Raw genomic sequence first — 22,269 nt, 5'->3', positions numbered from 1 at the left:
TGACCTCGCTCAGATGCCGTGCGCGCTCAAACGCGCTGCATACCAGCGCGAGAACTGGTCCACATAGGTTTCGGTGAACGGCGAGAACGTGCCCGGCGTGTAGGCCGGATCCTGCGTGCCCTCATGCGTGATTTCGACGAGGTGCTTGTCTTGCGTGTTGGTCGCGACCCACACTTCGGTCAGGTCCGACACCTTGTAATCGACGCCTTCCACTGCATCGGCATGAACGAGCCATTTCGACCGCACCAGCGTCTTGTCCGGCGCTAGCGGAATGATGTAGCTGATCACTGCGTGGTCGCTCATCACATGGGTCCATGAGTTGTGCGTCCAGAGGTGCATATCGCCGAGATCGCGGCGCTGCAGATTGCCTAACAGCCTGGTACTCGCCACTTTGGTGCTGAGCGTTTGCGATTCGCCGTTGCCCGCAATGACCAGTTGCTGCGTTCTGAACTGGGTGACGGCATCCTCGTCGAGCCGCTCGAAGGCGGCACTGATAAAACCGTCCCGCTCCCAGCTTGCCTGACACGCCGCGTTGCGCGATTTGTATTCGTCCAGCGCGCGCAGCGATTCTTCGGTCAGATTGTCCGGGCAAAAGCCGAAGTCTTCAGGAAGAAACGAGGCCGTCAGTTCGGGATGCGTGGCCGCGCAGTGATAACACTCGCGGTTGTTTTCCATCACGAGTTTCCAGTTGCCTTCTTCGATGATCTCCTGCTCGAAAGCAATCTTCGTATTCCGCAGGTCATACGGAGCGAAACGCGGCACCATGGTTTGTTCGAGTTTCGCGATGTCTTCGGGCGGTTCCGCGGCGAGGCACACGAAAATATGCGTGCCGACAATTTTCGTATGCACCGGGATCAGGCTGCGACACGTGGCATCGAAATCCTTGCCCATATGCGATGCGTGGCGCAGGCTGCCTTCGAGGTCATAGGTCCACTGGTGGTAAGGACAGACCAGCATGCCCACCGTCGACTTCCCCGCCTCCTTCAGGCGCGCGCCGCGATGGCGACAGACGTTCCGGTAGGTGCGGACGTTTTCATCGTCATCCCGCACGATCATGATCGACGCCTTGCCGATATCGACGACGGAAACGTCGCCCGGTTCGGGAACGTCCGCTGTCACGCCGACGAGAATCCAGTGCCTGTGAAAAAAGACCTCGACGTCCGTCTCGAACACGTCCTGACGGCCGAACAACTCGCCAGGCATGCCGTGACCGGACTGACGGCTGCGGATCAATTCGCCATGGGTTTTGAATGACACTTCGGACATCGTCTTCTCCAACGTTCGGGGGATGTGGGAACGTCGAACGTTCCCGCGATGAACCCAGTATTGGATTGACGAAAAAGAGCGTCAATGCGCTTTATTTTCGGTCTGGCATTACTTTGGATTATGTGAGCGAATCCTGCCGCAGCCAGTCGATCAGGCCGTCCGTGGCGGCCGTGATGGTGCGCCCATGCGGCACCACGATGAAGTACGCGTCGTTCGGCTTGAGCGACGCGACGGGCAGCCTCACCAGTTCACCGGCTTCGACGAGATCGTGAACGAGCCTTCCCCAGCCAAGCGCGATGCCCTCGCCATAACGCGCGGCCTGGATCGCGTCCGTGTAGAGGCTGCAGCGCAGCGCGAAGTTCAGACGCAGCGGCCGCAGGCCCACGGCGTTGAACCACGCTTCCCACCCCATCCAGCCTTCCGACGTCGAATCCGACTCGATCAGCGCCGCGTTCGCGACGTCCTGCAGCGATTCCGGCATGCCGCGCAACTCCACCCACTTCGGCGAGCACACGGGAAAGACTTCCTCGTCGAACAGCAAGGTTGCCGTGCCGTCGCTCCATCGTCCGTTGCCGAAGCGCACCGCGACATCGATCTCCTTGTGCCGCAGGTCCGCCGTGAACATCTGGGTGGAAAGGCGAAGCTGAAGATTCGGCTGCGCTTTCTTGAGCGAGGCGAGACGCGGCAACAGACGAAAGTGCGAGAACGCCGACGTCGCCGCCAGCACCAGTTCCTGCTGCACGGGGCCGCTGGAAAGCCGGTCGAACACGCCGGCAATTTTCTGCATCGACTCGGCGACGACGAGGTACAGCGCCTCGCCTTCGTCGGTAAGCTCGATCGAACGATGCAGGCGGTGAAAGAGCCGCACGCCGAGCGTATCTTCGAGGAATTTGACCTGCCGGCTGACGGCCGCCTGCGTAACGCCGAGTTCGTTCGCCGCGACCGTGAAGCTGCTCAGGCGCGCGACCGATTCGAACTCGACGAGGGCCGTCATCGACGGAATGAGACGTCGGTATCCTTTGGTCCCTGCAATGGCCGGTTTCATCTCGACTCTCTGGTCAAATAGCTGAACTCATTCGGCGCTTATCGTCGTCACGGGTACCCATTTGCCGTTCTTCACCTGATACAGCGTCGACGTCGGATGCTTGAGGTCGCCGTATGCATCGAACTCGATCTTCCCGGTGATCCCGTCGTATTGCGTCGTGCGCAGCGTGGGCATGAACACCTCGGGCTTTGCGGAGTTCGCCTGTTTCATCGCGTTGATCGCCACCCATGCGCAGTCATAGGCGAATGGCGCATAAGTCAGCGTGTCCGCGCCGAAGCGCTTCTTGAACTTTTCCGCGAACGCCTTGCCTTGCGGCAGCGACTCGACAGGCCGCCCGTACTCCCACGCCATCGCGCCTTCGGCCGCACTGCCCGCGACACTGAGGAAGATGCTATCGGCGATGCCGCCGCTGCCGACGAACTGCGCGCGCATGCCGAGCTGTCTCATGCGCTTGGTCAGCAACGCGGCCTGATTGTCGAGTCCGGCGAAGTACAGCAGATCGGCATTGGCCGCCTTGATGGTCGTGAGTTGCGCGTTGAATTCGACGGCCTTCTCTTGCGTGTATTCCGACGCGACGATCTGGCCGCCCGCCGCCACCGCGGCCTTCTTGAATTCGTCCGCGGCGCCCTGGCCGAATGCCGTGCGGTCGTCCATCACGGCGATCCGTTGCGCCTTGGTGACGGTGACTGCGTACTTACCGGCATTGCCGGAGTTTTGCGCATCGGTGGCGATGATGCGGAACACGTTCTTCAGGCCTTGTCGCGTGATCGCGGGATTGGTCGCGGCGGGGTCGATCAATGGGATGCCCGCCTTGGCGAATATCGGCGATGCGGGTAATGCGACACCCGAGTTGTAATAACCGACCACGGCCACCACGCCGTCGTCGACCAGTTTCTGCGCCACCTGCACGCCGACGCGCGGGTCGCCCTGATCATCCACGGAGGCCATCTCGAAGCGCACGTCCTGCCCGCCCAGCTTGATGTGCTGGGTGTTGGCTTCTTCGATGGCAAGCCGGACACCGTTTTCGATGTCCTTCCCGTTGGCCGCTCCGACACCCGTCAACGGCGCTGACACGCCTATCTTGACGATCTGCTGTGCAACGCATGGGTGACTTGCAAGCGTCATCGCGACGGCAGTCAGCGAGGCGAGAAGAAATCTTCGTGAAGTATTGACCATCGGTTCACCTCCGTTTGTGGGCACATGAGGCGCAAGACCCACTGAGGTTGCTTCCTGCTCAGTCTTGCGCGCGAGAAACGATCGTCGAGCCGGTATGCGCGACCACCAGCACGGTGCAGCCGCCTTCTGACGACGTGCTATGCCGCGAACCCGCCGCGTAGCACACCGTCTGGCCGGGAAGGAAATCGGTGCCGTCGTCGTCCGTGAACACGCCGTCGAGAATCATGATCAGCTCGGTTGAATCGTGCTGATGCTCGAAAGAGCGCGCGCCCGGTTGCAAACGCATCCAGTAGCTGCTCCACGCGCCGCGTTCGTCTTCGGCAACGGGAATCCAGAAGAAACCGGGCAGCACCGTGTCGCCGATCTTCATCGCGCGCCAGTCGCGCTCGTCGATCGAATACCAACGGCGCGCGTCCTTGACGTTCAGGCCGAAGAGAACCAGTTCATCACGCAGTTGCGCGGTCGTCATGGGGTGTCGTTCCTTTTGCCTGGGTTGTACGTGCTCACCGCACCTGTCAGCTGGCGGCCAACGCGGGTGAGTGGCTTTGCGGCCTCGCCACGCGATACGCGTTTGGCGATTCGCCGAATTCTTTTCTGAACTCGCGGCCAAGATGCGAAGCGTCGGAAAAGCCACACGACGCGGCGATATCGGCAACCGTGCGGTCCGAACTCGTCAGCAGCCACGACGCCATGCGTATGCGAATCTGCCGTCCATACGCATGCGGCGACTTGCCCGTTTCGGCCGCGAACAGCCGCTCCAGTTGCCTGACCGACATATCCAGCCGTCGGGCCAGTTCCGCGAGACTCAACGGCTGCCCGATATGCTGCTCCATCAACAGGATCGCGCGCCGCACCTTCGGGTGTGTTGCCGGTTCGAGCCCCGGCGGATGCGGCTGCGGCGCGTTTCCTTTTTGCGCATCGTCGACCAGCATGATGCGCAATGCCTTCTGTACGATCGTCGCCTCGACATGCCGCAGCAGGATCGCGGCAGCGACATCGATCGATGCGCGCCCGCCCGAACAGGTAATACGCCGCCCGTCGATCACGAACAACCGGTCCGCAACCAGATTGCGCTCGTCGACGCCTGGAAAGCGTTCGACGAAATCCCAGTAGTGGAACCAGCTCACGCAGAGGCGATAGCCGTCCATCACTTCGGCTCGCATCAGCGCGAACACGCCCGTGCATATGCCGACCAATGTCGCGGAGGTTTTCGCGGCGTCCCGGATGAACTGCAGCGTGGCCTTGCTGGCGGACGGCCCCGAATGCAACAGGCCGCCGACGACCACCACGTAATCGAAGGCGCCCGCTTCATCGAACGTGATCCACGGCGCGACCTGGATGCCGCAACTCGCCCTGACGGGCACCAGCGATTCCCCGACGATGGTCCACGAACAGCGCACGGGCCGGCTCATGTCGCCTTCATCGCTTGCCAGCCGGAGCAGATCGACGAAACCCGAAAACGCCGTCAACGTGAAATTCGGCAGCAACACGATCCCGAAGCGCAAGGGTCGGGACGTTCGGCTTTCGGCGTGAAGGGTGTCGCTCAACATGGCACTGCCTGCGTCGACGTTTTGTGAATCGTGGCCGCTCACGCGGCCTGAACGGATATCGGTCAATCTATTTCGCAGCTTCGGTTTCGACGCTTCGCCATTCGCGCATCATCGCGCCGACTTCTTCGCCGAGCCATTCACGGAACTGCACATACTCGGGCCGTAGCTTCGCGTTCTTGTGCGTGATCACATAGTGATGACGGTCGTGGAATTCGAGCGCGTCCTGCACCGGACGCAACAGCCGGCCCTGCTCGACCTGACGATGCACGAGATGATGCCAGCCGAGCAGCGTGCCCTCGCCCGCCTCGGCCTGCGCAACCAGCAGCCGGTAGTCGTTGCTCTCCAGGTGCTCGTTGTCGACCAGCCGGTCCGAACCGTCGCCTTGCTGGAACCAGTTGCGCCACACGCGCCAGTCGACATGCTCGCAAACCTGAGCGCGCCCCAGCAGCGACAGATTCAATGTGGGATACGACAACAGATCCAGCGGCTTCAACGATCTGCCGTGAAAATGCCGTTCATGAAACGACGGGCTGCACACGGGATACACCACGTCGTGAAAGAGCGGCTCGATTTCGTACTCCGGCTCGCGCGGCGGATTCTTCGTGATGATGACGTCGGGTTCCATGAGGTCGTCCAGCTCCATGAAATGCTCGGTGACCATCACGTGCAAACGGATGTCCGGAAAACGCTTGCGAAACGACGGCAGCCTGAACGACAGCCACAGCGCCGAGAAAGTGTGCGAAACGCACACCGTCAGCGCATGCCGGTCGGTGCGGCGCACGGCTTCGGCCGCTTCGGCGATGTTCATGATCGACAGATAGGACGCGTTGTACAGAATGCGCCCGGCATCCGTCAGCGCGATATGCCTGCCCGTCCGCTCGAACAGCGCCACCTCCAGCGAATCCTCCAGTTCCTTGATCTGCCGGCTGATGGCGGCTTGCGTGACGCACAGCACTTCGGCGGCTTGCGTGAAGCTCTCGTATCGGGCAGCCGTGACGAAGCATCTCAGTGCCCGCAGAGAAGGCATCTGCGCGAGCAGCCGGTCGGCGAACAACTGTTTCTTTTGCATGGCTTTCACCTGTGAAGCGGATGCGCAATGCGGCGACGGCGCGTCGAGCAGACAGCTCCCGCGAAAAATAGTGTGCGATTCTTCCTGGCAACTGGCAATGGCGGGCAACCCGAGGATGCAGCCGCATCCGCCGCGCCCGCAATAGCCTGCAGTCGCCTGCGTCTAACGATTATCCGCTGCTGCCGCGCTCACTGCGCATTCGCGCGCCAGCCGCTAGGCGCGGCCCCTGATACGCCGCAGCACGCCGTCGAGCGCTTCGCCGTAGTAAGCGTATGCCCCACGGCGGGAAAGCTCGGTATGTACCTGTTCGTTGATGCCGCCCGGTGTCATGCAATGCATGACCATTGCTGAAAACGGTTGCTCCGTCCGGGTCGTGTCGTGGGCGAGTCCCACACAGTAGCCGGACAAAAATGCCCGCGCGTCGGCGTAGTCGATGCCCTGCTTGGCAAGCCACGACGCCTGGGTTTCGAGCACGGCGTAGAAACTCGCCATCGTCGCTGTCACGGCGGACAGCGCATCGAACTTGTCTTCGCTGTCGACTTCGACGGCTTCACCGAGTGCCGCGAAGATCGCTTTGGCGACCTCGTCGGCGGGGCAGATCGCGGTGCTGCCCTTACCCTCGGCGACGGCGGGCAGCGGCACGGCGCGCGCGATCTTGCCGCTCGTGCGGACAAGGCCGCGCAACTGATCGAGAGAAATGCCTGCCATGAAGCTGATGACGTGATGACGCGCGTCGAATTCAAGTTCGCCCAGCACCTCGGCCGCGATTTGCGGCACAACCGCAAGACAGGCGACATCCGAGTTATCCAGCACTTCCTGGTTGCTTGCGCAAACGTGGATGCGCCCGTCGAGCGCGGCAAGTTCCGCCGCCGTTCGCGCGTTGCGCGGCGACAGCGATATCCGCTCGAACGGCACGCCGAATCTGAGCATGCCTGTCACGACCGCTTGTGTGATCGTGCCCGTTCCGATGAATCCAGCTCGCATTTGGCCTCGCGTGTGTGTGATGCGGACCCAGCCTGCATGGCTGGGTCATCAGTTGTGTCGAACCGGTCTAGTCGAGCTTCAGCCAGGTGGTCTTCAACTCGCAGTACTGGTCGTGTGCATAGACGGATTTGTCACGGCCGCCGAAGCCCGATTGCTTGAACCCGCCGAACGGCGTCGACAGGTCGCCCTCGCCGAAACAGTTCACCGTCACCGTGCCCGCACGAATCCGCGCCGCGATCTTATGCGCGTGGTTCACGTTGTCGGTCCACAGCGAGGCAGCGAGGCCGTAGCAGGTGTCGTTGGCAATCTGCACAGCTTCGTCGATATCCGCATATTCGATGAAGCACACCACAGGGCCGAACACTTCGTCGCGCGCGATGCTCATTTGCGGCGCCACGTTGTCGAAGATCGTCGGCTCGACGAACCAGCCGCCCGAGTCGGTACGCGTAGCCTTGCCGCCGCATGCGACGCGCGCGCCTTCCGCCTTCGCTTTTTCGATATGTGCGAGCACCTTTTCGTAATGCTTCTCCTCGATCAGCGAGCCGAGTTTGACGTCGGGGTCGAGTGGATCGCCCGTTTTCCATCCTTCCAGAACCGCTTGCATTTTCTCCAGCAAGCTCGCCTTCAGCGACGACGGAACCAGAATGCGCGAGCCTGCGCTGCAGTTCTCGCCCATGTTCCAGAACGCGGCGGCGACGGCCTGCTCGGCGACGGCATCGAGATTCGCGACGTCGGGCAGCACGACCTGCGGGTTCTTGCCGCCGCATTCGAGCACGACGCGCTTCAGGTTCGTATCCGCCGAGTAATGCAGAAACCGCTTGCCCGTTTCCGTCGAACCGGTGAACGCCACCAGATCGACGTCCGCGTGGCGGCCCAACGCCTGACCCGCGCTTTCGCCGAGGCCGGTCACGACGCTCAACACGCCTGCGGGCACGCCCGCTTCCAGCGCGAGATCGGCGATGCGCAGCGTGGACAGCGAGGTCTGCTCCGCAGGCTTCACGATCACGCTATTGCCGACCGACAGCGCCGGGCCGATTTTCCACGCGAGCATGAGCGCCGGAAAATTCCACGGCAGCACCGCGCCCACGACGCCGATCGGTTCGCGCGTGATCATGCTGACGACGCTCGCGCCCGACGGCGACAGCGCGTCGTATCGCTTGTCCGTGACTTCCGCGTGCCAGCGGATGCACGCCGCCGACTCGGGAATGTCCAGTCCCAGGCATTCGCTGATCGGCTTGCCTGCCTCGAGTGCTTCTAACAGCGCCAGTTCTTCCGCGTTGTCGTCGATCAGTTGCGCGAGCCGCAGCAGCACCGCTTTACGTTGCGCGGGCGCGGCCTTCGACCACACGCCGGATTCGAATGCCTCCCGCGCCGCCGCGACCGCGCGGTCGATATCTTTCGCATCGCACTTTGCGATGTCGGCCAGCACTTTACCCGTCGAAGGATTGAGCGTCGCAAACGTCTCATTCGACGCCGCGTTTGCGCGTTGCCCCGCGATAAAGGCTCTACCGTCGAGCGACAAGGCTTGCGCTTTCTGCTTCCATTCCTGATACGTCGTCATGTCCTGTCCTCACAGATTTAAAGCTCGGCCCCGGCCGAAAATTCCTTGACCCAGATCGCCGCCGACACCGCGACGTCCGCAATGGGACGCACGGGCAGCGAACGCGGATGCGGCTGATTCAGAAGCTGACGGACGAGATCGCTGGACTGACCGAGCGCGTATTCGGCGATCAGCTTGCCTGACGCCGACCCTCGGCTTAAGCCCAGGCCATTGCATCCAACCGCTTCGAACACGCCATCGGCCCTGCGTCCGAATAAAGCGCCGTTGTTCGCCGACAGACACAACGGACCGCCCCACGTGTATTCGAGTTCGACGTCCTTCAACATCGGAAAGCGCCGGTCGAATGAGCGTTGATGCAGGCTCTTCGCTTTCGCCAGATCGGCTGGCGATACTTCGAGGTTCGGCCGGAACGCAAAGTGATTGCGAACGCAAATGCGGTCCGTGATCAGGCGGCGTACGGTCGAACCCATCGGGTCAGCGGGAATCAGCGACCATGAGCGCGTGCCGCCGAGCCGCCGTACTTCTTCCGGCTTCATCACGCGTGTCATCGACGCGAACGTGTACACAGGCAATAGGCCGTTCGGATGTCCGCCGAACGTCGCCGCGTAGGCGTTGGTGCAGAGAATCACACGCTTCGCGACGATCTTGCCTCCCGCGAAGGTCAACACCTTCGAAAGCCCCTGGTCTTCTATCCGCGTCGCCGCGCTGAGTTCGAACACCTGCACGTTCGCGGGCAAGCTCGCAGCGAGACCGCGCATCAGCGCCGCGGGCTGTACCGTGCAGCACCCAGGCGTAAAGAGCGCGCCCTCGTAGAAGTCCGTGCCCGTCACCTTCGCGATGGCGGCTTCGTCGAGCCACTCGAATGCTTCGTCGATGCGTTCCAGGCCTTCGGCGAAATGCGCAAGCGCCGTATGTCCCTTCCGGTTCACCGAAGCGTGAAATTTCCCGTCGTCGCGCCAGTCGCACTCAATGTTGTGTGCCTTCACGACCGAGCGCACATAGTCAATGCCGTGACGCTGGAAGCGGACGTCCGCCTTGTCCGCTTCCACGCTGCGCGAATAACTCTCGCTGCTGATGTCGTGCGGCAGATCGACGAAGAAGCCGGAATTGCGCCCGGCCGTCGTGCGCCCGATACGATCCGCCTCGACCAGCGCAATCGACGCATCGGGCGCAAGCTCGGCCAGGCGCCGGGCCGCGCACAAGCCCGTAATACCGCCGCCGACCACGACCCAGTCGTAGCTGCGCTCAGACGACACCGCGACCGCAGGCGCGGGCGGCGGCAGGCTTTCCCACCATCCGTTCACACCATCGGGGGCGGGAAACCGCGCGAATTCCAGTTTCGAGGTCATGCACGTTACTGAGCGTTAGGCAACAACGGGCGTACGAGCTTGGCGAAGCCGCTGCGTTCGTTTTCATCGAGCGTGCCGAGCGGCGCGCGTGCGACGCCGACGGGCGTGCCTGCCAGCTCGCAGCCGTATCGGACGTATTGAATGAACTTGCCGCTGCGTTCCAGCAGCTCCAGCACGGGCAGCAACTGCGCCATCAGTTTGCGGCCGGTTGCGAAGTCGCCTTGCTTCACGCAGGCATCGAAGAGCGCGGTGTGCGCTTCGGGCAGGAAGTTGGACGCACCGCCCACCCAGCTCTTTGCGCCCCAGACGAAGAATTCGAGCGCCTGGTCGTCCATCCCGCAGCTCAGCACCAGTCGCTCCTTGAAGTGCGTCGCGAGATGATGCAGATGCGAAATATCGCCCGTGCTCTCCTTCATCGCGATGAAGTTGGGACGCTCCAGCAGTTTCGACAGCACGTCGTCGCTGATGTCCGTTCCCGTGCGCGCCGGAAAGTTGTACAGCATGACGGGCATGTCGAGGCTGTCGTCCACCTTCAGCAGATGGCTCAGCAGTTCGTCCTGAGTCGGCTGCGCATAGTACGGCGCGGCAAGCAGCAGCGCGTTCAGACCCGCGCGCTTCGCTTCCTCGCCGAGGCGGATCACTTCTTTCGTCGTCGTCGCGTTGATGCCGGCCGTCAGCCAGGTCTTGCCACCCGCCGCTTCGGCGACGGTATTGAACGTCTGCACGCGTTCGTCGAAACTCAACGCGTAGTATTCCCCCGTCGTTCCGCCAATGCCGAGGCCCGAGACACGCCCGGCGAGATTCGCGGCGTGCTTGCCGAGCAACGTGTGATCGATTTCGCCATCCGCCTTGAATGGGGTGACGAGCGGTGTGTGTACGCCCTCGAAGCTCATTTCGATTCTCTCTTGAGTAGGTAATCGGCGAATCGCTTTACACAAGCGCTTCGGCATGCGAGTAAATGGGGAACTGGCTGCACAGGTCTCTCACGCGACTACGGACAGCGCGCTCGACCTGTTCGTCGCCCGCCGGTTCGTGTTCCAGCGCGGACAACACTTCCAGAATCATCTGGCCGATCTGCTCGAATTGCACAGTGCCAAAACCGCGCGTCGTGCCTGCCGGTGTGCCGAGGCGAATGCCCGACGTGACCGTAGGGTTCTCCGTGTCGAACGGAATGCCGTTTTTGTTGCAGGTGATGCCGGCCCGCTCCAGCGCCTTCTCGGCCTGCGTACCCGTCAGACCCTTCGGGCGCAGATCGACGAGCAGCAAATGGTTGTCGGTGCCGTCCGTCACGAGGCTCAGTCCGCCCGACTTGAGCACATCGCCGAGCGCCTGTGCGTTGCGCAGCACCTGGTCAATATACGCGGTGAACTCCGGCCGAAGCGCTTCGCCGAATGCGACCGCTTTGCCCGCGATGACATGCATCAGCGGCCCGCCCTGCAAGCCGGGGAAGACGGCCGAATTGATCTTCTTCGCGATGTCGCCGTTGTTGGTCAGGATGAAGCCGCCACGCGGACCGCGCAGCGTCTTGTGTGTCGTGGACGTCACGACGTCGGCGAACCGAACCGGGTTCTCGTGCCGCCCCGCTGCGACGATACCGGCGATGTGCGCCATGTCGACCATCAACAGCGCGCCCACGCTATCGGCGATTTCGCGGAACGCGGCGAAGTCCAGCGCGCGCGGATACGCTGAATAGCCCGCAATGATGAGCTTCGGCCGATGCTCTTCAGCCAGCCGGCGCACCTGCTCATAGTCGATGCGATACGTTTGCGGATTCACGCCGTACTGGACCGCGTTGAACCACTTGCCGGACAGCGCGGGACGCGCGCCGTGCGTCAGGTGGCCGCCCGCATCGAGCGACATGCCCATCACCGTGTCGCCCGGCTTGACGAGCGCGAGCATCACCGCGCCGTTCGCCTGCGCGCCCGAGTGCGGTTGCACGTTGGCGAACTCGGCTTCGAACAGCGCCTTCACGCGGTCGATGGCGAGCGCCTCGATGCGGTCCACATGCTCGCAGCCGCCGTAGTAACGCTTCGACGGATAGCCTTCCGCGTACTTGTTGGTCAGCACGGTGCCTTGCGCTTCCATCACCGCCGCCGAGACGATGTTCTCGGAAGCAATCAGTTCGATCTGCGTTTGCTGGCGGCGCAACTCCAGCGCAATCTCCGATGCGATGACAGGGTCGCGGCTCTGGAGCGGTTCTGCAAAAAAGCGCGAGTTCTCGTTCACGTGGTTACTCCGGGAAAATTCGTGAAGCATGTAGTGCAAGACGGCAACAACCGGTTGATGCCATACGGGGTGCTCTGCGGCTTATTGCTGCAACCAGGCCTTCAGCTTTTCCGGATGTGCATCGACGAATTTCTTCGCCGCCGTCGCGTAGTCGTTCGTGCTGTTGCCTTCGAATTCAATCGCCTCGACGTCGGCGAGGCTCAGCTTGAAGTGCTTGAAGAACACGTCAGCACGGGGGAATTTCGTTGCGAACTGCTTCGATGCGAACGCGTGTACCTGCTCCTCGCCGCCCAACGTGCCTTTCGGGTCCTTCAGGTAACGCATCTGCCATTTCTGGAACAGCCAGTGCGGGCTCCAGACCGTGGCAACGATCCATTGTTTCGACTGATAGGCGCGCGACACGCCCGCGAGCATGCCCGCCTCGCTCGACGATTGCAGGTTGTAACCGTTCAGGTCGTACGCCTTGAGGGCTTTTTCGGATGCCTGCATCAGACCGCCGCCGGGTTCGATACCTTGAATGGTGCCGTTCAGCTTGCTCTTCACGTCCGGCTTTTCGAGGTCGGAAATCGTTGCAACCTGCGACTCGGGAATGTAGGCGGGGACCGCCCAACCGTTCTTGCCGCCCGTATAGATTACGCCGACGTCGTCCATGTCGTTCTTGTACTTCGCGTAGTAGGCGCCGTGCGTCACTGGCAGCCATCCGCCGACCATGATGTCGAGATCGCCGCGTGCAACGCCCTGGTACTGGATGCCGATATCCGCCTGCACGAACTGGACGGGCTGCTTGAGACTGGTCTCGAGCGCGTACTTGGCCACGTTGGCGACGGCCAGCACGTCCGCCCAGTTGGTCACCGCAATCTTGATCGGCTCGGCCGCCACAGCGTGGCCAGCGCTTATCGCAACCATCGTCGATACAGTCAGTTTCGCAACCAGCGATTTGAACAGATTGATCTTCATACAGTACTCCTACGCGATTATGAAAATTTTAGAAAAATGGACAAACTTAGCGTTGTGGTGTGTTGTTGCTTTACTGCGAGTGACGGTGTGCGCTGGCGTCAGGTGCGCACCGCCGCGTTCGTGCCGGGTTTTGCGGTTCGTACGGTGCGCTTCGCCTTCTTTGCCTTCACGCCGAAGCTCTCCGTGAGGCGGTCGAGTACGATGGCAAGCAGCACAACGCCCAGCCCACCCTCGAAGCCGATCCCGATGTCGAGCCGCTGGATGCCGCTCAACACGTACTCGCCGAGACCGCCCGCGCCGATCATCGATGCGACCACGACCATCGAAAGCGCCATCATGATGGTCTGATTCACGCCGGCCATGATCGACGGCAGCGCATTCGGCAACTGGATTTTCCAGAGCAGTTGCGAATCCGTGCTGCCAAACGAGCGTCCTGCTTCCAGCAGTTCTTCGCGCACCTGGCGAATGCCCAAGGTGGTGAGGCGTACGACGGGCGGCATCGAGAACACGATGGTGGCGATCACGGCGGGCACCCGGCCCAAACCGAACAGGATGACGGCGGGAATCAGATAGACGAATGCCGGCATCGTCTGCATGAAATCGAGCAGCGAGCGCAGAACCATTTCAACGCGTTTGTTGCGCGCGCCCCAGATGCCCAGCGGCACACCAATAACAAGACTGAAGACCGTCGCCGCCATCACCAGCGCCAATGTCGAAACGGTCTGCGCCCAGAGTCCCATGTAGTGGATCGCCAGCAGCGCAATGCCCACGAAGACCGAGAACACGACGCCCCGCCGCCACAATGCGAACGCGACGAGAAGCACGAGCATCGCGACGAACGGAACGGCAGCGAGTCCATCTTCCAGCAACTTGATGACTGCGCCCAATGCGGCAGAGAAAGCGTCGAAGCCGCCGCGGAAATGCTGAAAGAGAAAGTTGACAGCGTTTTCCGCAAACTTCCCGATGACTGACGAGTTCATGCTGCTCTCCGTTCCATGACCTGCTTGAGAATCGTCCGGCAGGACACGACGCCTGCGAGCCTGCCGGCTGTATCGGTGACGGGTACGTCGTGTTGCTGGCTCAAGGCGATCGTGGCCAGTTGATGCAGATCCGTATCCAGCGCAACAGCGTTCACGTCGTTCACGAACGCTTCCCGGATCGAATGGGCACCCGTCTTGTGCAGCGAAGCCGGCGTGACGCAGCCCTGATATCGACCCGCTTCGTCGCACACGTAGCCGCATTCGACGCCGCTATCGATAAGCTGATTCAGGTAGCGCTCCGAAGGCGCGGCGACGTCGCAGGAAATCAGCCCGCGCTCGACCGTCGTCATCAGGCTTGAAGCTTTCAGAAAGCGCGAAACATCGACATTGCGGAAGAAGTCGCGCACGTAGGCATCGGCGGGCGACTGGATCAGTTCGGCAGGCGTGCCGACCTGAATGAGGCAGCCATCTTTCATGATGCCGATACGGCCGCCGATCTTGATCGCTTCTTCGATGTCGTGCGAAATGAACACGATGGTGCGCTGCTCTTCTTTCTGAAGCCGCAGCAGCTCGCTTTGCATTTCGAAGCGGATCAGCGGATCGAGCGCCGAGAAGGCTTCGTCCATCAACAGCACGGAAGGATTCACCGCAAGGGCGCGAGCGAGGCCGACCCGTTGCTGCATGCCACCGGAGAGTTCGCCCGGCAGCAGCTTTTCATACGAACCGAGACCGACCCGCGTCAGCGCGGTGCGCGCAATGTCGTATCGCTCGGCCCTCTTGAGACCCGCGACTTCGAGTCCGTAGGCGATGTTGTCGAGCACCGTGCGGTTCGGCAGCAGCGCGAATGACTGGAACACCATCGCCATCTTCTTGCGGCGCACATCGCGCAGTTCCGGCGTCGACATGGGTGCAATGTCGCGGCCCTCGAGGATGACCTGGCCGGAGGTCGGCTCGATCAGCCGGTTGAGCAGACGCACCAGCGTCGACTTGCCCGAACCGGACAGGCCCATGACGACGAAAATTTCGCCTGCCTTGACGCTGAGGCTTACGTCGTTGACGGCAACCATGTTGCCCGTCTGCTCGAAGATTTCATTCCGGCCGAGACCTTGCCTGATCAGTTCAGCGGCACGCTCGGGCTTCGGTCCGAAGATCTTCGACAGGTTCTTGACCGTGAGAATATCGGTCCCGGAGATAGCGACAGGTTTCACCGCTGCGGAAGTATCTTCCGCTCCGAAGGTACCCGGATGGATCATACTGTCCGGCGCGAATGTCAGGTTTGGCGTCATTCTGTCATCCCAACTGGCGAGTTCAGGAAATCGGCGCCGCGCATTGCGTTTGCTTGATATGCGGCAGCACTCGATTGCGAACCCGGGTTTCTCCGCGCAATATGCCGCCTGTCTTCTGACGGGCAGAAGATTTGTGCGTCACATCCGGCGAACCGCGGGCTTAATGCATGAAGTGCAGCGTATCAAGCCAATTTGCTTCATCCAGCTACATTTTCTGCGCTCTTTCCCATACCTCAGGTAATGCAAGGTTTTCGTGCATTGGGTGCAAGAGCGTGCATTCGACGTTGCAATGACTCGCGCTTCGAGATGGGGCGGGGGTTTGCGGGCGAATGACTCGCCCGGCGGCGGGGGAATGGGTCGCGAGGGACCCGCGCTGTTCTAGCGGCTTTGTAGGGAATGTACCAGGGCGGGGTAGTTATATAGCGGAATTGCCCCGTGGGACAAGGCTCTCAGCCGGCCGGAAGCGTGAAGCTTGCAAATCACTTCCGGCCTGTGGCGCATGCGGCGCCGGTGTCGCGATTCAGCGAGCCGGACCATCCTCGATGAATGCCGGCGGATCGCTCGCCGGGAACGAGTCGTCGAGCGCTTCGTCGAGGCGCGCTTCGGAGTGCTCCTCGGCTGCTGCCTTCGCGCTTCGACGCGGCTTCCTGGCTTTGGTCTTGCCGCTGCTTCCGCCTGCCTTCGGTGCATCTTTCGCGGTGACGTCTTTCGACGCAGTCGGCGAGGCAGTCTTAGAACGCGGCCGGCACCGCTCCAGCCGGGTGGAAGTCGCGTTCGAGCTTCTCGCTTTTATAGCGTTGGAAAGCTTGCTCGTCGCCCTTCAGCAGACAAGCACATGCATTGGCGTCTCGATAGAGAAAAACATCGACATCGCCTCGTTTTATCTTCACGATGCGCCCGGACGGCAAGCTGTCTACTCCGAGTTCTTTTAGTTCGTTAGCCGGAACCGTCTTGAAGCCCGCCGTTGATAGCAGGTTTTCCTTCGCGCTCGCGCTCTCGCCAACACTCGTGCATGCGCCAAGCAGCAATGCAGCTATTAAGACCGCACCACGTATGATCGACGTTCTCATCAGAAAACCTCTTGAACTGCTATCGCATCTGCCAATTGCAAGCATCGAGATCACGCGTGACGTGATCCTCGGCACAGTAGAACGAGATCGATACAGCCGCCGTGGTCTTGACCACAACTTCCACGAGCGACAGATAGAAGAAAGTGCGCGACAGCGTGTACAAATCAGGCAGCGTCACGCCGATCACGACGATGCTAACCACGCAGAAGAATGCACACGCCGCAAGCGCAATGAACGAGCCGCACAGCGCGGCCAGCGCAATGCCCGCGATGATCAGCTTCGTGAATAGGATGATGGCAATGTGGATCTTACCCATCGGGTAAAGCAGATCCCAATACGTTTCGACAAGCGACCACAACAACATCGCTGCAATGGACGCTCTGCATGCGATGCCGGGCGTGGCATGCGAAGGTTGCGTAGCTTCGTCGCGCTCAAGCTCCGCGACCAAGGCATATTGTTCGGCGCGCATGGCGACCTCCTTCCAGACACAGCGAGTGAATCGATTTCACCGAGTATCCAAGGATGGTCGTGCGCGCAAGCTCGCGTTCTCTACGGAAATTGCCGATATGAACGGCGTCGTGCGCGTCAGATCGTGCTCTATTTGTTCGCGGGCTCGGGACGCCGCAATTCCTCACGTCCATCGTCATCGCGCGCGGGGTAACGATGCTGGCCATACCGAAGGATGTACACGCTGATCGCGAGCACGGCGATACCTAACGTGGTGAGCAGAACGTGCTGGTCAGCCGTGTCACCAGCGCGGAGTATCAGGTCCCGCGCAAGCGACGCCATCGCGATGTACAGTGGAAAGCGAACGGGCATTTGCCCGAGACGCAGATAGCGCGCGTCCATCGCCAGCACTTCCAGATACAGAAACATCAGCAACAGATCGGTCAGCGAAACTTGCCCGGCCATCAACACTCGCCAGGCTTCGATCGCCATCGCATACGCGGTCGCAAGACCGATCAGGATCAGGCCCGCAAGTTCGACGACGTTGATGAAGCGATCGAATCGGCGCCGTATGTTCTCGGTCAGATTCTGTTCAGGACAATCTTTCATATCGACAATCTCGCCATCTCAGCATGCAATGGCACAGAGCTTATCGCGTCCAATTAGTCCGAATGACGTACACATCCATCGCTTCATGTGAAGCACAGAATACGTGTCACGACGGCAGATCTTCCGTCGAGGCATGTTGTGCAACGGTGAGATTCGGCAACTGTTCACGCAAGAACTGAATCCACGTCTTCAGCCTGGTATTGAACGAGTGTCGCGGTGGATAAATCGCAAAGTACTGAACCTGTTGCGTGCTGTACTCGGGTAACAGATGAACGAGCTTTCCAGTGCGCAAATACGGCAGCGCATCCGCGATCGGCAGAATGCCCACACCCATCCCGCGACACAATGCCACTGCCATCGCATCGGCCAGATTGACGGAGAATACGATCCTTCCCGGCACGGCCGATTCTTCGCCATCTGGTCCGTCGAAATGCCACTCACTTTGTGGCGCAAGCGGCGACCGCAATTCGAGGCATGCATGCTGTTGCAGCTGGGCAAGCGAGGCCGGCGAACCGTGACGCTCCACATACTCCGGCGACGCACAAAGAATGCTGTGCGCGCTGCCGACACGTTGCGACAACAAGCCGCACTCCGCAAGCTCCACCCCCTGAACCAGCGAGACGTCATACCCTTCCTCGATCAGATCGGGCACTCGCTGAGCCAGCGTGAGTTCGATCTGCACATTCGGAAAGCGTTCGCGATAACGTGAGATGACGGGAACGACATAGTGTTGCCCGAAGCCCGTGACGCAATGAATCTTCAACTTACCGGACGGGTTCGGCAGACCGCTTTCCGCTTCTGTTTCGGCTGCGTCGACGCTAGCAAGAATGTGGACGCACTGCTGCAGGTATCGCTGGCCTGCTTCCGTCGGCGAGATGCGGCGTGTCGTGCGATTCAGCAAGCGGGTGCTGAGGCGCAACTCGAGATCGCTCACGGCTCTCGATGCATTCCCGACTGTCGTTCCGACATCACGTGCGGCCGCCGTAAAGCTCCCTGTTTCGACGACGCGCATGAACATGCGCATGTTTTCGAAAGTATCCATCGTGACGCTCTTCAATGTTCATCTGCGTCGGATTCTTGCATGAAGCACTCGCGATATTGCGCGACATTTCAGCAAGATTGCCTTGTCCATCGAGAGGTAATGCGCTGACCGGATTCCACGACATTCGGCAAAGCAGATTTCAAGGCGAGCGGGTTTATTCCCGCGCGCTGGGCGCCTAGACTGAACCTCAGATTCGCGAACAAACGCTTCGCGATGTTACCGGCCCAGCCACGAGGTAGAGATCATGAAGAACTTGTTGAAGGCTGCTGCACTGGTCGCAGCGATTGCAATGCCGCTGACGTCTTTCGCGCAGACCACCCAACCCGTCACACGCGCACAGGTAAAAGCCGAACTGGTGCAGTTGGAAAATGCGGGCTACCACCCGTGGGACTTCAGCGACACGGACTACCCCGACAAGATCCAGGCGGCCGAAGCGAAAGTCGCCGCGCAAAACCAGCAAGCACAAAACAGCGGATATGGGCCGTCCACGACTGGAGACTCGCAGTCGGGCCATCGTTCAACGGACACACTGACTCCGTCTTCCAACCCAACCTATGACCACCACTGAAAGCAATGCCGGCTGCTCCATCTTCATGACGGATTAGCCGGCAACATCGAACGCCATAATTCGCCCTCCAGCGTCGCAATCACTGCGACTGCTTCGACATCACAAACCCAAACAGCTCTTCGCTCAACAGCGCGCCTTCTTCGGATAGCGCCGCATAGCCGCGCCCATCGTCTGCGACTTCAAACCTAACCAGATCCGCCGACTCAAGATCGGTCAACGCCCTGCGCAACGTGCTCATCGGCAACGCGCTACGCTTCGATAACTTCGCAAGCGACCAGGGTTCCTCGCGCTCCTCATTGAATGCAGTCCACAGCTGTTCGAGCACATCGATAAACACCGGGTCGAATTCGATGCTTGCGGGTCCGGCTTCGCTATCCAATTCCATCTCCATCACGGTTCACAAAGACGGCGCGATTGTAGTCACGAACGTGCGGCTCGCACTTTCTCCGAAGCACTGCATTGCGCAGAGGAACGAAGCGTGCATTTACGAAAGAACGCGCGCTATCCGGTCTTATTTCGCAGTGAAAACGGCAGTACGGCTGTGCTTTTCCAACTGTACTCTTCAGCACCCCGTCAATGTGTGCGCTCCGGTCAACTGTATTTGAATTTATTCTTCCCTCCAGTCGGATGCGTGAATGAAGAACCTGTTTCCAGGCTTCAGCGCAGCACAGTCAACGGGAGCCGAACTCATGGACAAACCGAAGCAGCAGGGCCGTATCGAGCCATATCATCACCCCGCAGCAGGCTGGGGCGCACTCAAGTACGTCGCCATCAATCTGATCAAGGAGCGGGTGGCAGGCGGAAGCTACCGCACGCTCTTCAAGCAGAACCAACCCGATGGTTTCGATTGCCCGGGTTGTGCATGGCCCGATCGCGAGCACGCATCCACCTTCGAGTTCTGCGAGAACGGCGTGAAGGCCGTTGCCGCCGAAGCGACGACCAAGCGCGTCACGCGCGACTTCTTCGCGGCGAACACGACAGAAGCGCTGATGAAGCAGACCGACTACGAGCTTGAGCAGCATGGCCGGTTGACCGAGCCGATGGTGTACGACCCGATGACCGACACGTACAAGCCGATCGAGTGGAACAACGCATTCGCACTGATCGCCGGGCATCTGAACAAGCTGGCGTCGCCGCACGAAGCCGCGTTCTACACGTCGGGCCGCGCGAGCAACGAAGCCGCGTACGTGTATCAACTGTTCGTGCGGATGTTCGGCACCAACAATTTCCCCGACTGCTCGAACATGTGCCACGAAGCAACGAGCCGAGGCCTCCCCGGCACCGTCGGCGTCGGCAAGGGGACTGTGACGCTCGAAGACTTCGAGCACGCTGACACGATCATCATCTTCGGCCAGAACCCGGCGACGAATCACCCGCGCATGCTCGGCGAACTGCGCGAAGCCGCGCGTCGCGGCGCAACCATCGTGTCCGTCAATCCGCTGCGCGAGCGCGGACTGGAACGCTTCGCGAGCCCGCAGCACCCCGTCGAAATGCTGACGATGGGCAGCACGAAAATCGCATCGCTGTTCATCCAGCCGAAACTCGGCGGCGACTTCGCGCTGATCAAAGGCGTCGCAAAACACATCCTGGAACTGGACGACATTGCCGTCGAAAACGGCACGGAACGCGTGCTCGATCTCGACTTCATCGCGCGTCATACGCTCGGCTTCGAAGCATTCGCCGAAGACTTGCGCAATGAAGATTGGTCACTGCTCGAACGCGAATCGGGTGTCGCGCGCGAAGACATCGAAGCACTCGGGCGCATCTATGCGAACGGCAAGCGCACCATCGCGACGTGGGGCATGGGCCTTACCCAGCACAAGCATTCGCATCAGACGGTTCATATCCTGTCGAACCTGATGATGATGAAGGGCAATATCGGCCGGCTCGGTGCGGGTCTTTGCCCGGTGCGCGGACATTCGAACGTGCAAGGCAACCGCACGGTCGGTATCGAGGAACGTCCAACGGCTGAGTTCCTCGACCGCCTTGCACAGGTCTACAGTTTCGAGCCGCCTCGCGGGCAAGGACTGGACGTGGTCGAAACCGTGGAAGGCATGCTCGAAGGTCATGTGAAGGTTTTTATCGGATTGGGCGGCAATTTCGCCATGGCGACGCCCGACACGTACCGCACATGGGACGGGCTGCGCGCCTGCGATCTGACGGTTCACATCACGACCAAACTCAACCGCAGCCATCTCGTGCACGGCAAGCACGCCCTCATTCTGCCGACGATGGGCCGCACGGAAATCGACGTCCGCAACGGCGTCTCGCAAGGCGTGACGGTCGAAGACTCGATGAGCATGGTGCACATCTCGTATGGCATGAATACGCCCGCTTCGAAGCATTTGATGTCCGAGACGGCCATCGTCGCGAACATCGCGCATGCGACGCTCGGCGACAGCAAGGTCAACTGGCTCGCATTTGCGGACGACTATTCGCTGATCCGTGACGACATCGCCAAGGTGTTCGACGACTTCGCCAACTACAACGAACGCATCAAGCATCCGGGCGGCTTCCATCTGCGCGTCGCGTCACGCGAACTCGAATGGGAGACGTCGACGGGCAAGGCGAACTTCGTCATCCATGCCGTTCAGGAAGACACGCCTATCAAGCGCGCGCAAAAGATTCACGGCGAACGTCTGATGACGCTGATGACCACGCGCTCACACGATCAGTACAACACCACCATCTACGCGCTCGACGATCGCTATCGCGGCGTGTTCGGCCAACGCCGCGTGGTCTTCATCAATCCCACCGATATCGAAATGCTGGGATTCAAGAATGGCGACTGGGTCGACATGACGACGGTCTGGGATGACGGCATCGAACGACGTGCGAATTCGTTCCGCCTCGTCGAATACGACATTCCGCGCGGCTGTATTGGGGCTTACTACCCGGAGACCAATCCGCTCGTGCCGCTGCATAGCGTGGGCGACGTCTGCAATACGCCGACCTCGAAGTCGATTCCGGTGTTGCTGCATCACTCCGCCGAACCGGCCGTCGCGCATCCGTTCTGAGCCGTCAGCGTCACTTTTGTATCGCGCCGGGCGCGGCGTCCCCTTCGCGCCCGGCGTCAACCTGGAA

The 22,269-nt window shown here is 60.9% G+C and carries 21 protein-coding genes; 2 read left to right on the top strand and 19 right to left on the bottom strand.

Annotated elements, in window-relative coordinates; translation table 11 throughout:
* Positions 1 to 9 precede the first annotated feature (9 nt).
* The 18 genes from SB822_RS26150 to SB822_RS26065 all read right to left on the bottom strand — a co-directional run bounded on the left by SB822_RS26150 (position 10) and on the right by SB822_RS26065 (position 18,617).
* A complete protein-coding gene (locus SB822_RS26150; RefSeq protein WP_410855972.1) occupies positions 10 to 1,266 on the bottom strand; it encodes an aromatic ring-hydroxylating oxygenase subunit alpha in 1,257 nt (418 codons plus the stop codon).
* Positions 1,267 to 1,384: 118 nt separating this feature from the next.
* Positions 1,385 to 2,311, bottom strand: a complete 927-nt coding sequence (locus SB822_RS26145; protein WP_410855971.1) for a LysR substrate-binding domain-containing protein — start codon at positions 2,309 to 2,311, stop codon at positions 1,385 to 1,387.
* A 27-nt stretch (positions 2,312 to 2,338) separates the two neighbouring features.
* A complete protein-coding gene (locus tag SB822_RS26140) occupies positions 2,339 to 3,487 on the bottom strand; it encodes a branched-chain amino acid ABC transporter substrate-binding protein (RefSeq protein ID WP_079491374.1) in 1,149 nt (382 codons plus the stop codon).
* A gap of 58 nt (positions 3,488 to 3,545) precedes the next feature.
* On the bottom strand, positions 3,546 to 3,956 hold the full coding sequence (locus SB822_RS26135) for a cupin domain-containing protein (protein WP_007745009.1): 411 nt from the start codon (positions 3,954 to 3,956) through the stop codon (positions 3,546 to 3,548).
* A gap of 46 nt (positions 3,957 to 4,002) precedes the next feature.
* Complete coding sequence (locus SB822_RS26130; protein WP_114223994.1) at positions 4,003 to 5,037, bottom strand: GlxA family transcriptional regulator; 1,035 nt, start codon at positions 5,035 to 5,037, stop codon at positions 4,003 to 4,005.
* 67 nt (positions 5,038 to 5,104) lie between these two features.
* A complete protein-coding gene (locus SB822_RS26125; RefSeq protein WP_079491370.1) occupies positions 5,105 to 6,106 on the bottom strand; it encodes a LysR substrate-binding domain-containing protein in 1,002 nt (333 codons plus the stop codon).
* 213 nt (positions 6,107 to 6,319) lie between these two features.
* A complete protein-coding gene (locus SB822_RS26120; RefSeq protein WP_086917202.1) occupies positions 6,320 to 7,090 on the bottom strand; it encodes a pyrroline-5-carboxylate reductase in 771 nt (256 codons plus the stop codon).
* Between the two features lie 67 nt (positions 7,091 to 7,157).
* Entirely contained in the window at positions 7,158 to 8,651 is a 1,494-nt protein-coding gene (locus SB822_RS26115; RefSeq protein ID WP_410855970.1) for an aldehyde dehydrogenase, read from the bottom strand.
* 17 nt (positions 8,652 to 8,668) lie between these two features.
* A complete protein-coding gene (locus SB822_RS26110) occupies positions 8,669 to 10,000 on the bottom strand; it encodes an NAD(P)/FAD-dependent oxidoreductase (RefSeq protein WP_410855969.1) in 1,332 nt (443 codons plus the stop codon).
* Between the two features lie 5 nt (positions 10,001 to 10,005).
* Positions 10,006 to 10,893, bottom strand: a complete 888-nt coding sequence (locus tag SB822_RS26105; RefSeq protein WP_410855968.1) for a dihydrodipicolinate synthase family protein — start codon at positions 10,891 to 10,893, stop codon at positions 10,006 to 10,008.
* 37 nt (positions 10,894 to 10,930) lie between these two features.
* Positions 10,931 to 12,226, bottom strand: coding sequence for a serine hydroxymethyltransferase (gene glyA, locus SB822_RS26100; protein ID WP_410855967.1), 1,296 nt, complete (start codon positions 12,224 to 12,226; stop codon positions 10,931 to 10,933).
* Positions 12,227 to 12,307: 81 nt separating this feature from the next.
* On the bottom strand, positions 12,308 to 13,183 hold the full coding sequence (locus SB822_RS26095) for a glycine betaine ABC transporter substrate-binding protein (protein WP_410855966.1): 876 nt from the start codon (positions 13,181 to 13,183) through the stop codon (positions 12,308 to 12,310).
* A 98-nt stretch (positions 13,184 to 13,281) separates the two neighbouring features.
* A complete protein-coding gene (locus SB822_RS26090) occupies positions 13,282 to 14,163 on the bottom strand; it encodes an ABC transporter permease (RefSeq protein WP_007584651.1) in 882 nt (293 codons plus the stop codon).
* Positions 14,160 to 15,449: a quaternary amine ABC transporter ATP-binding protein gene (locus tag SB822_RS26085; RefSeq protein WP_410855965.1), complete on the bottom strand. Its 1,290-nt coding sequence runs from the start codon at positions 15,447 to 15,449 to the stop codon at positions 14,160 to 14,162. Before SB822_RS26085 ends, SB822_RS26090 begins: the two co-directional genes overlap by 4 nt.
* A 731-nt stretch (positions 15,450 to 16,180) precedes the next feature.
* Positions 16,181 to 16,519, bottom strand: a complete 339-nt coding sequence (locus tag SB822_RS26080; RefSeq protein WP_410855964.1) for a hypothetical protein — start codon at positions 16,517 to 16,519, stop codon at positions 16,181 to 16,183.
* Positions 16,520 to 16,538: 19 nt separating this feature from the next.
* Positions 16,539 to 16,988 carry a hypothetical protein gene (locus SB822_RS26075; protein WP_410855963.1) on the bottom strand — a complete coding sequence of 150 codons (450 nt, stop codon included), beginning with the start codon at positions 16,986 to 16,988 and terminating at the stop codon, positions 16,539 to 16,541.
* Between the two features lie 128 nt (positions 16,989 to 17,116).
* Entirely contained in the window at positions 17,117 to 17,575 is a 459-nt protein-coding gene (locus SB822_RS26070) for a phosphate-starvation-inducible protein PsiE (protein WP_007584646.1), read from the bottom strand.
* 106 nt (positions 17,576 to 17,681) lie between these two features.
* A complete protein-coding gene (locus SB822_RS26065) occupies positions 17,682 to 18,617 on the bottom strand; it encodes a LysR family transcriptional regulator (RefSeq protein WP_410855962.1) in 936 nt (311 codons plus the stop codon).
* A gap of 244 nt (positions 18,618 to 18,861) precedes the next feature.
* Between SB822_RS26065 and SB822_RS26060 the strand changes: the two genes are divergently transcribed.
* Complete coding sequence (locus tag SB822_RS26060) at positions 18,862 to 19,185, top strand: DUF4148 domain-containing protein (RefSeq protein ID WP_007740763.1); 324 nt, start codon at positions 18,862 to 18,864, stop codon at positions 19,183 to 19,185.
* 79 nt (positions 19,186 to 19,264) lie between these two features.
* On the opposite strand, the gene SB822_RS26055 is transcribed toward SB822_RS26060, so the two are convergent.
* Positions 19,265 to 19,570 (bottom strand): helix-turn-helix domain-containing protein, encoded by a 306-nt coding sequence (locus SB822_RS26055; RefSeq protein ID WP_410855961.1) that lies wholly within the window; start codon positions 19,568 to 19,570, stop codon positions 19,265 to 19,267.
* A 304-nt stretch (positions 19,571 to 19,874) separates the two neighbouring features.
* Between SB822_RS26055 and SB822_RS26050 the strand changes: the two genes are divergently transcribed.
* Positions 19,875 to 22,202: an FdhF/YdeP family oxidoreductase gene (locus tag SB822_RS26050; RefSeq protein WP_410855960.1), complete on the top strand. Its 2,328-nt coding sequence runs from the start codon at positions 19,875 to 19,877 to the stop codon at positions 22,200 to 22,202.
* Positions 22,203 to 22,269: the final 67 nt, after the last annotated feature.

The sequence above is a fragment of the Paraburkholderia sp. SIMBA_054 genome, from assembly GCF_046534875.1.
GTDB lineage: Bacteria > Pseudomonadota > Gammaproteobacteria > Burkholderiales > Burkholderiaceae > Paraburkholderia > Paraburkholderia hospita.
Note: the sequence above shows the minus strand (reverse complement) of the source record. Positions and strands in the feature narration are given on the sequence as shown.

Excerpts from the sequence above, each read along its gene's own strand:
- SB822_RS26080 (WP_410855964.1), bottom strand. The coding sequence starts at position 16,519 with ATGAGAACGTCGATCATACGTGGTGCGGTCTTAATAGCTGCATTGCTG.
- SB822_RS26135 (WP_007745009.1), bottom strand. The coding sequence starts at position 3,956 with ATGACGACCGCGCAACTGCGTGATGAACTGGTTCTCTTCGGCCTGAAC.
- SB822_RS26130 (WP_114223994.1), bottom strand. The coding sequence starts at position 5,037 with ATGTTGAGCGACACCCTTCACGCCGAAAGCCGAACGTCCCGACCCTTG.
- SB822_RS26150 (WP_410855972.1), bottom strand. The coding sequence starts at position 1,266 with ATGTCCGAAGTGTCATTCAAAACCCATGGCGAATTGATCCGCAGCCGT.
- SB822_RS26060 (WP_007740763.1), top strand. The coding sequence starts at position 18,862 with ATGAAGAACTTGTTGAAGGCTGCTGCACTGGTCGCAGCGATTGCAATG.
- SB822_RS26120 (WP_086917202.1), bottom strand. The coding sequence starts at position 7,090 with ATGCGAGCTGGATTCATCGGAACGGGCACGATCACACAAGCGGTCGTG.
- SB822_RS26095 (WP_410855966.1), bottom strand. The coding sequence starts at position 13,183 with ATGAAGATCAATCTGTTCAAATCGCTGGTTGCGAAACTGACTGTATCG.
- SB822_RS26065 (WP_410855962.1), bottom strand. The coding sequence starts at position 18,617 with ATGGATACTTTCGAAAACATGCGCATGTTCATGCGCGTCGTCGAAACA.
- SB822_RS26050 (WP_410855960.1), top strand. The coding sequence starts at position 19,875 with ATGGACAAACCGAAGCAGCAGGGCCGTATCGAGCCATATCATCACCCC.
- SB822_RS26105 (WP_410855968.1), bottom strand. The coding sequence starts at position 10,893 with ATGAGCTTCGAGGGCGTACACACACCGCTCGTCACCCCATTCAAGGCG.
- SB822_RS26145 (WP_410855971.1), bottom strand. The coding sequence starts at position 2,311 with ATGAAACCGGCCATTGCAGGGACCAAAGGATACCGACGTCTCATTCCG.
- SB822_RS26140 (WP_079491374.1), bottom strand. The coding sequence starts at position 3,487 with ATGGTCAATACTTCACGAAGATTTCTTCTCGCCTCGCTGACTGCCGTC.
- SB822_RS26110 (WP_410855969.1), bottom strand. The coding sequence starts at position 10,000 with ATGACCTCGAAACTGGAATTCGCGCGGTTTCCCGCCCCCGATGGTGTG.
- SB822_RS26085 (WP_410855965.1), bottom strand. The coding sequence starts at position 15,449 with ATGACGCCAAACCTGACATTCGCGCCGGACAGTATGATCCATCCGGGT.
- SB822_RS26075 (WP_410855963.1), bottom strand. The coding sequence starts at position 16,988 with ATGCGCGCCGAACAATATGCCTTGGTCGCGGAGCTTGAGCGCGACGAA.
- SB822_RS26090 (WP_007584651.1), bottom strand. The coding sequence starts at position 14,163 with ATGAACTCGTCAGTCATCGGGAAGTTTGCGGAAAACGCTGTCAACTTT.
- SB822_RS26055 (WP_410855961.1), bottom strand. The coding sequence starts at position 19,570 with ATGGAATTGGATAGCGAAGCCGGACCCGCAAGCATCGAATTCGACCCG.
- SB822_RS26070 (WP_007584646.1), bottom strand. The coding sequence starts at position 17,575 with ATGAAAGATTGTCCTGAACAGAATCTGACCGAGAACATACGGCGCCGA.
- SB822_RS26125 (WP_079491370.1), bottom strand. The coding sequence starts at position 6,106 with ATGCAAAAGAAACAGTTGTTCGCCGACCGGCTGCTCGCGCAGATGCCT.
- SB822_RS26115 (WP_410855970.1), bottom strand. The coding sequence starts at position 8,651 with ATGACGACGTATCAGGAATGGAAGCAGAAAGCGCAAGCCTTGTCGCTC.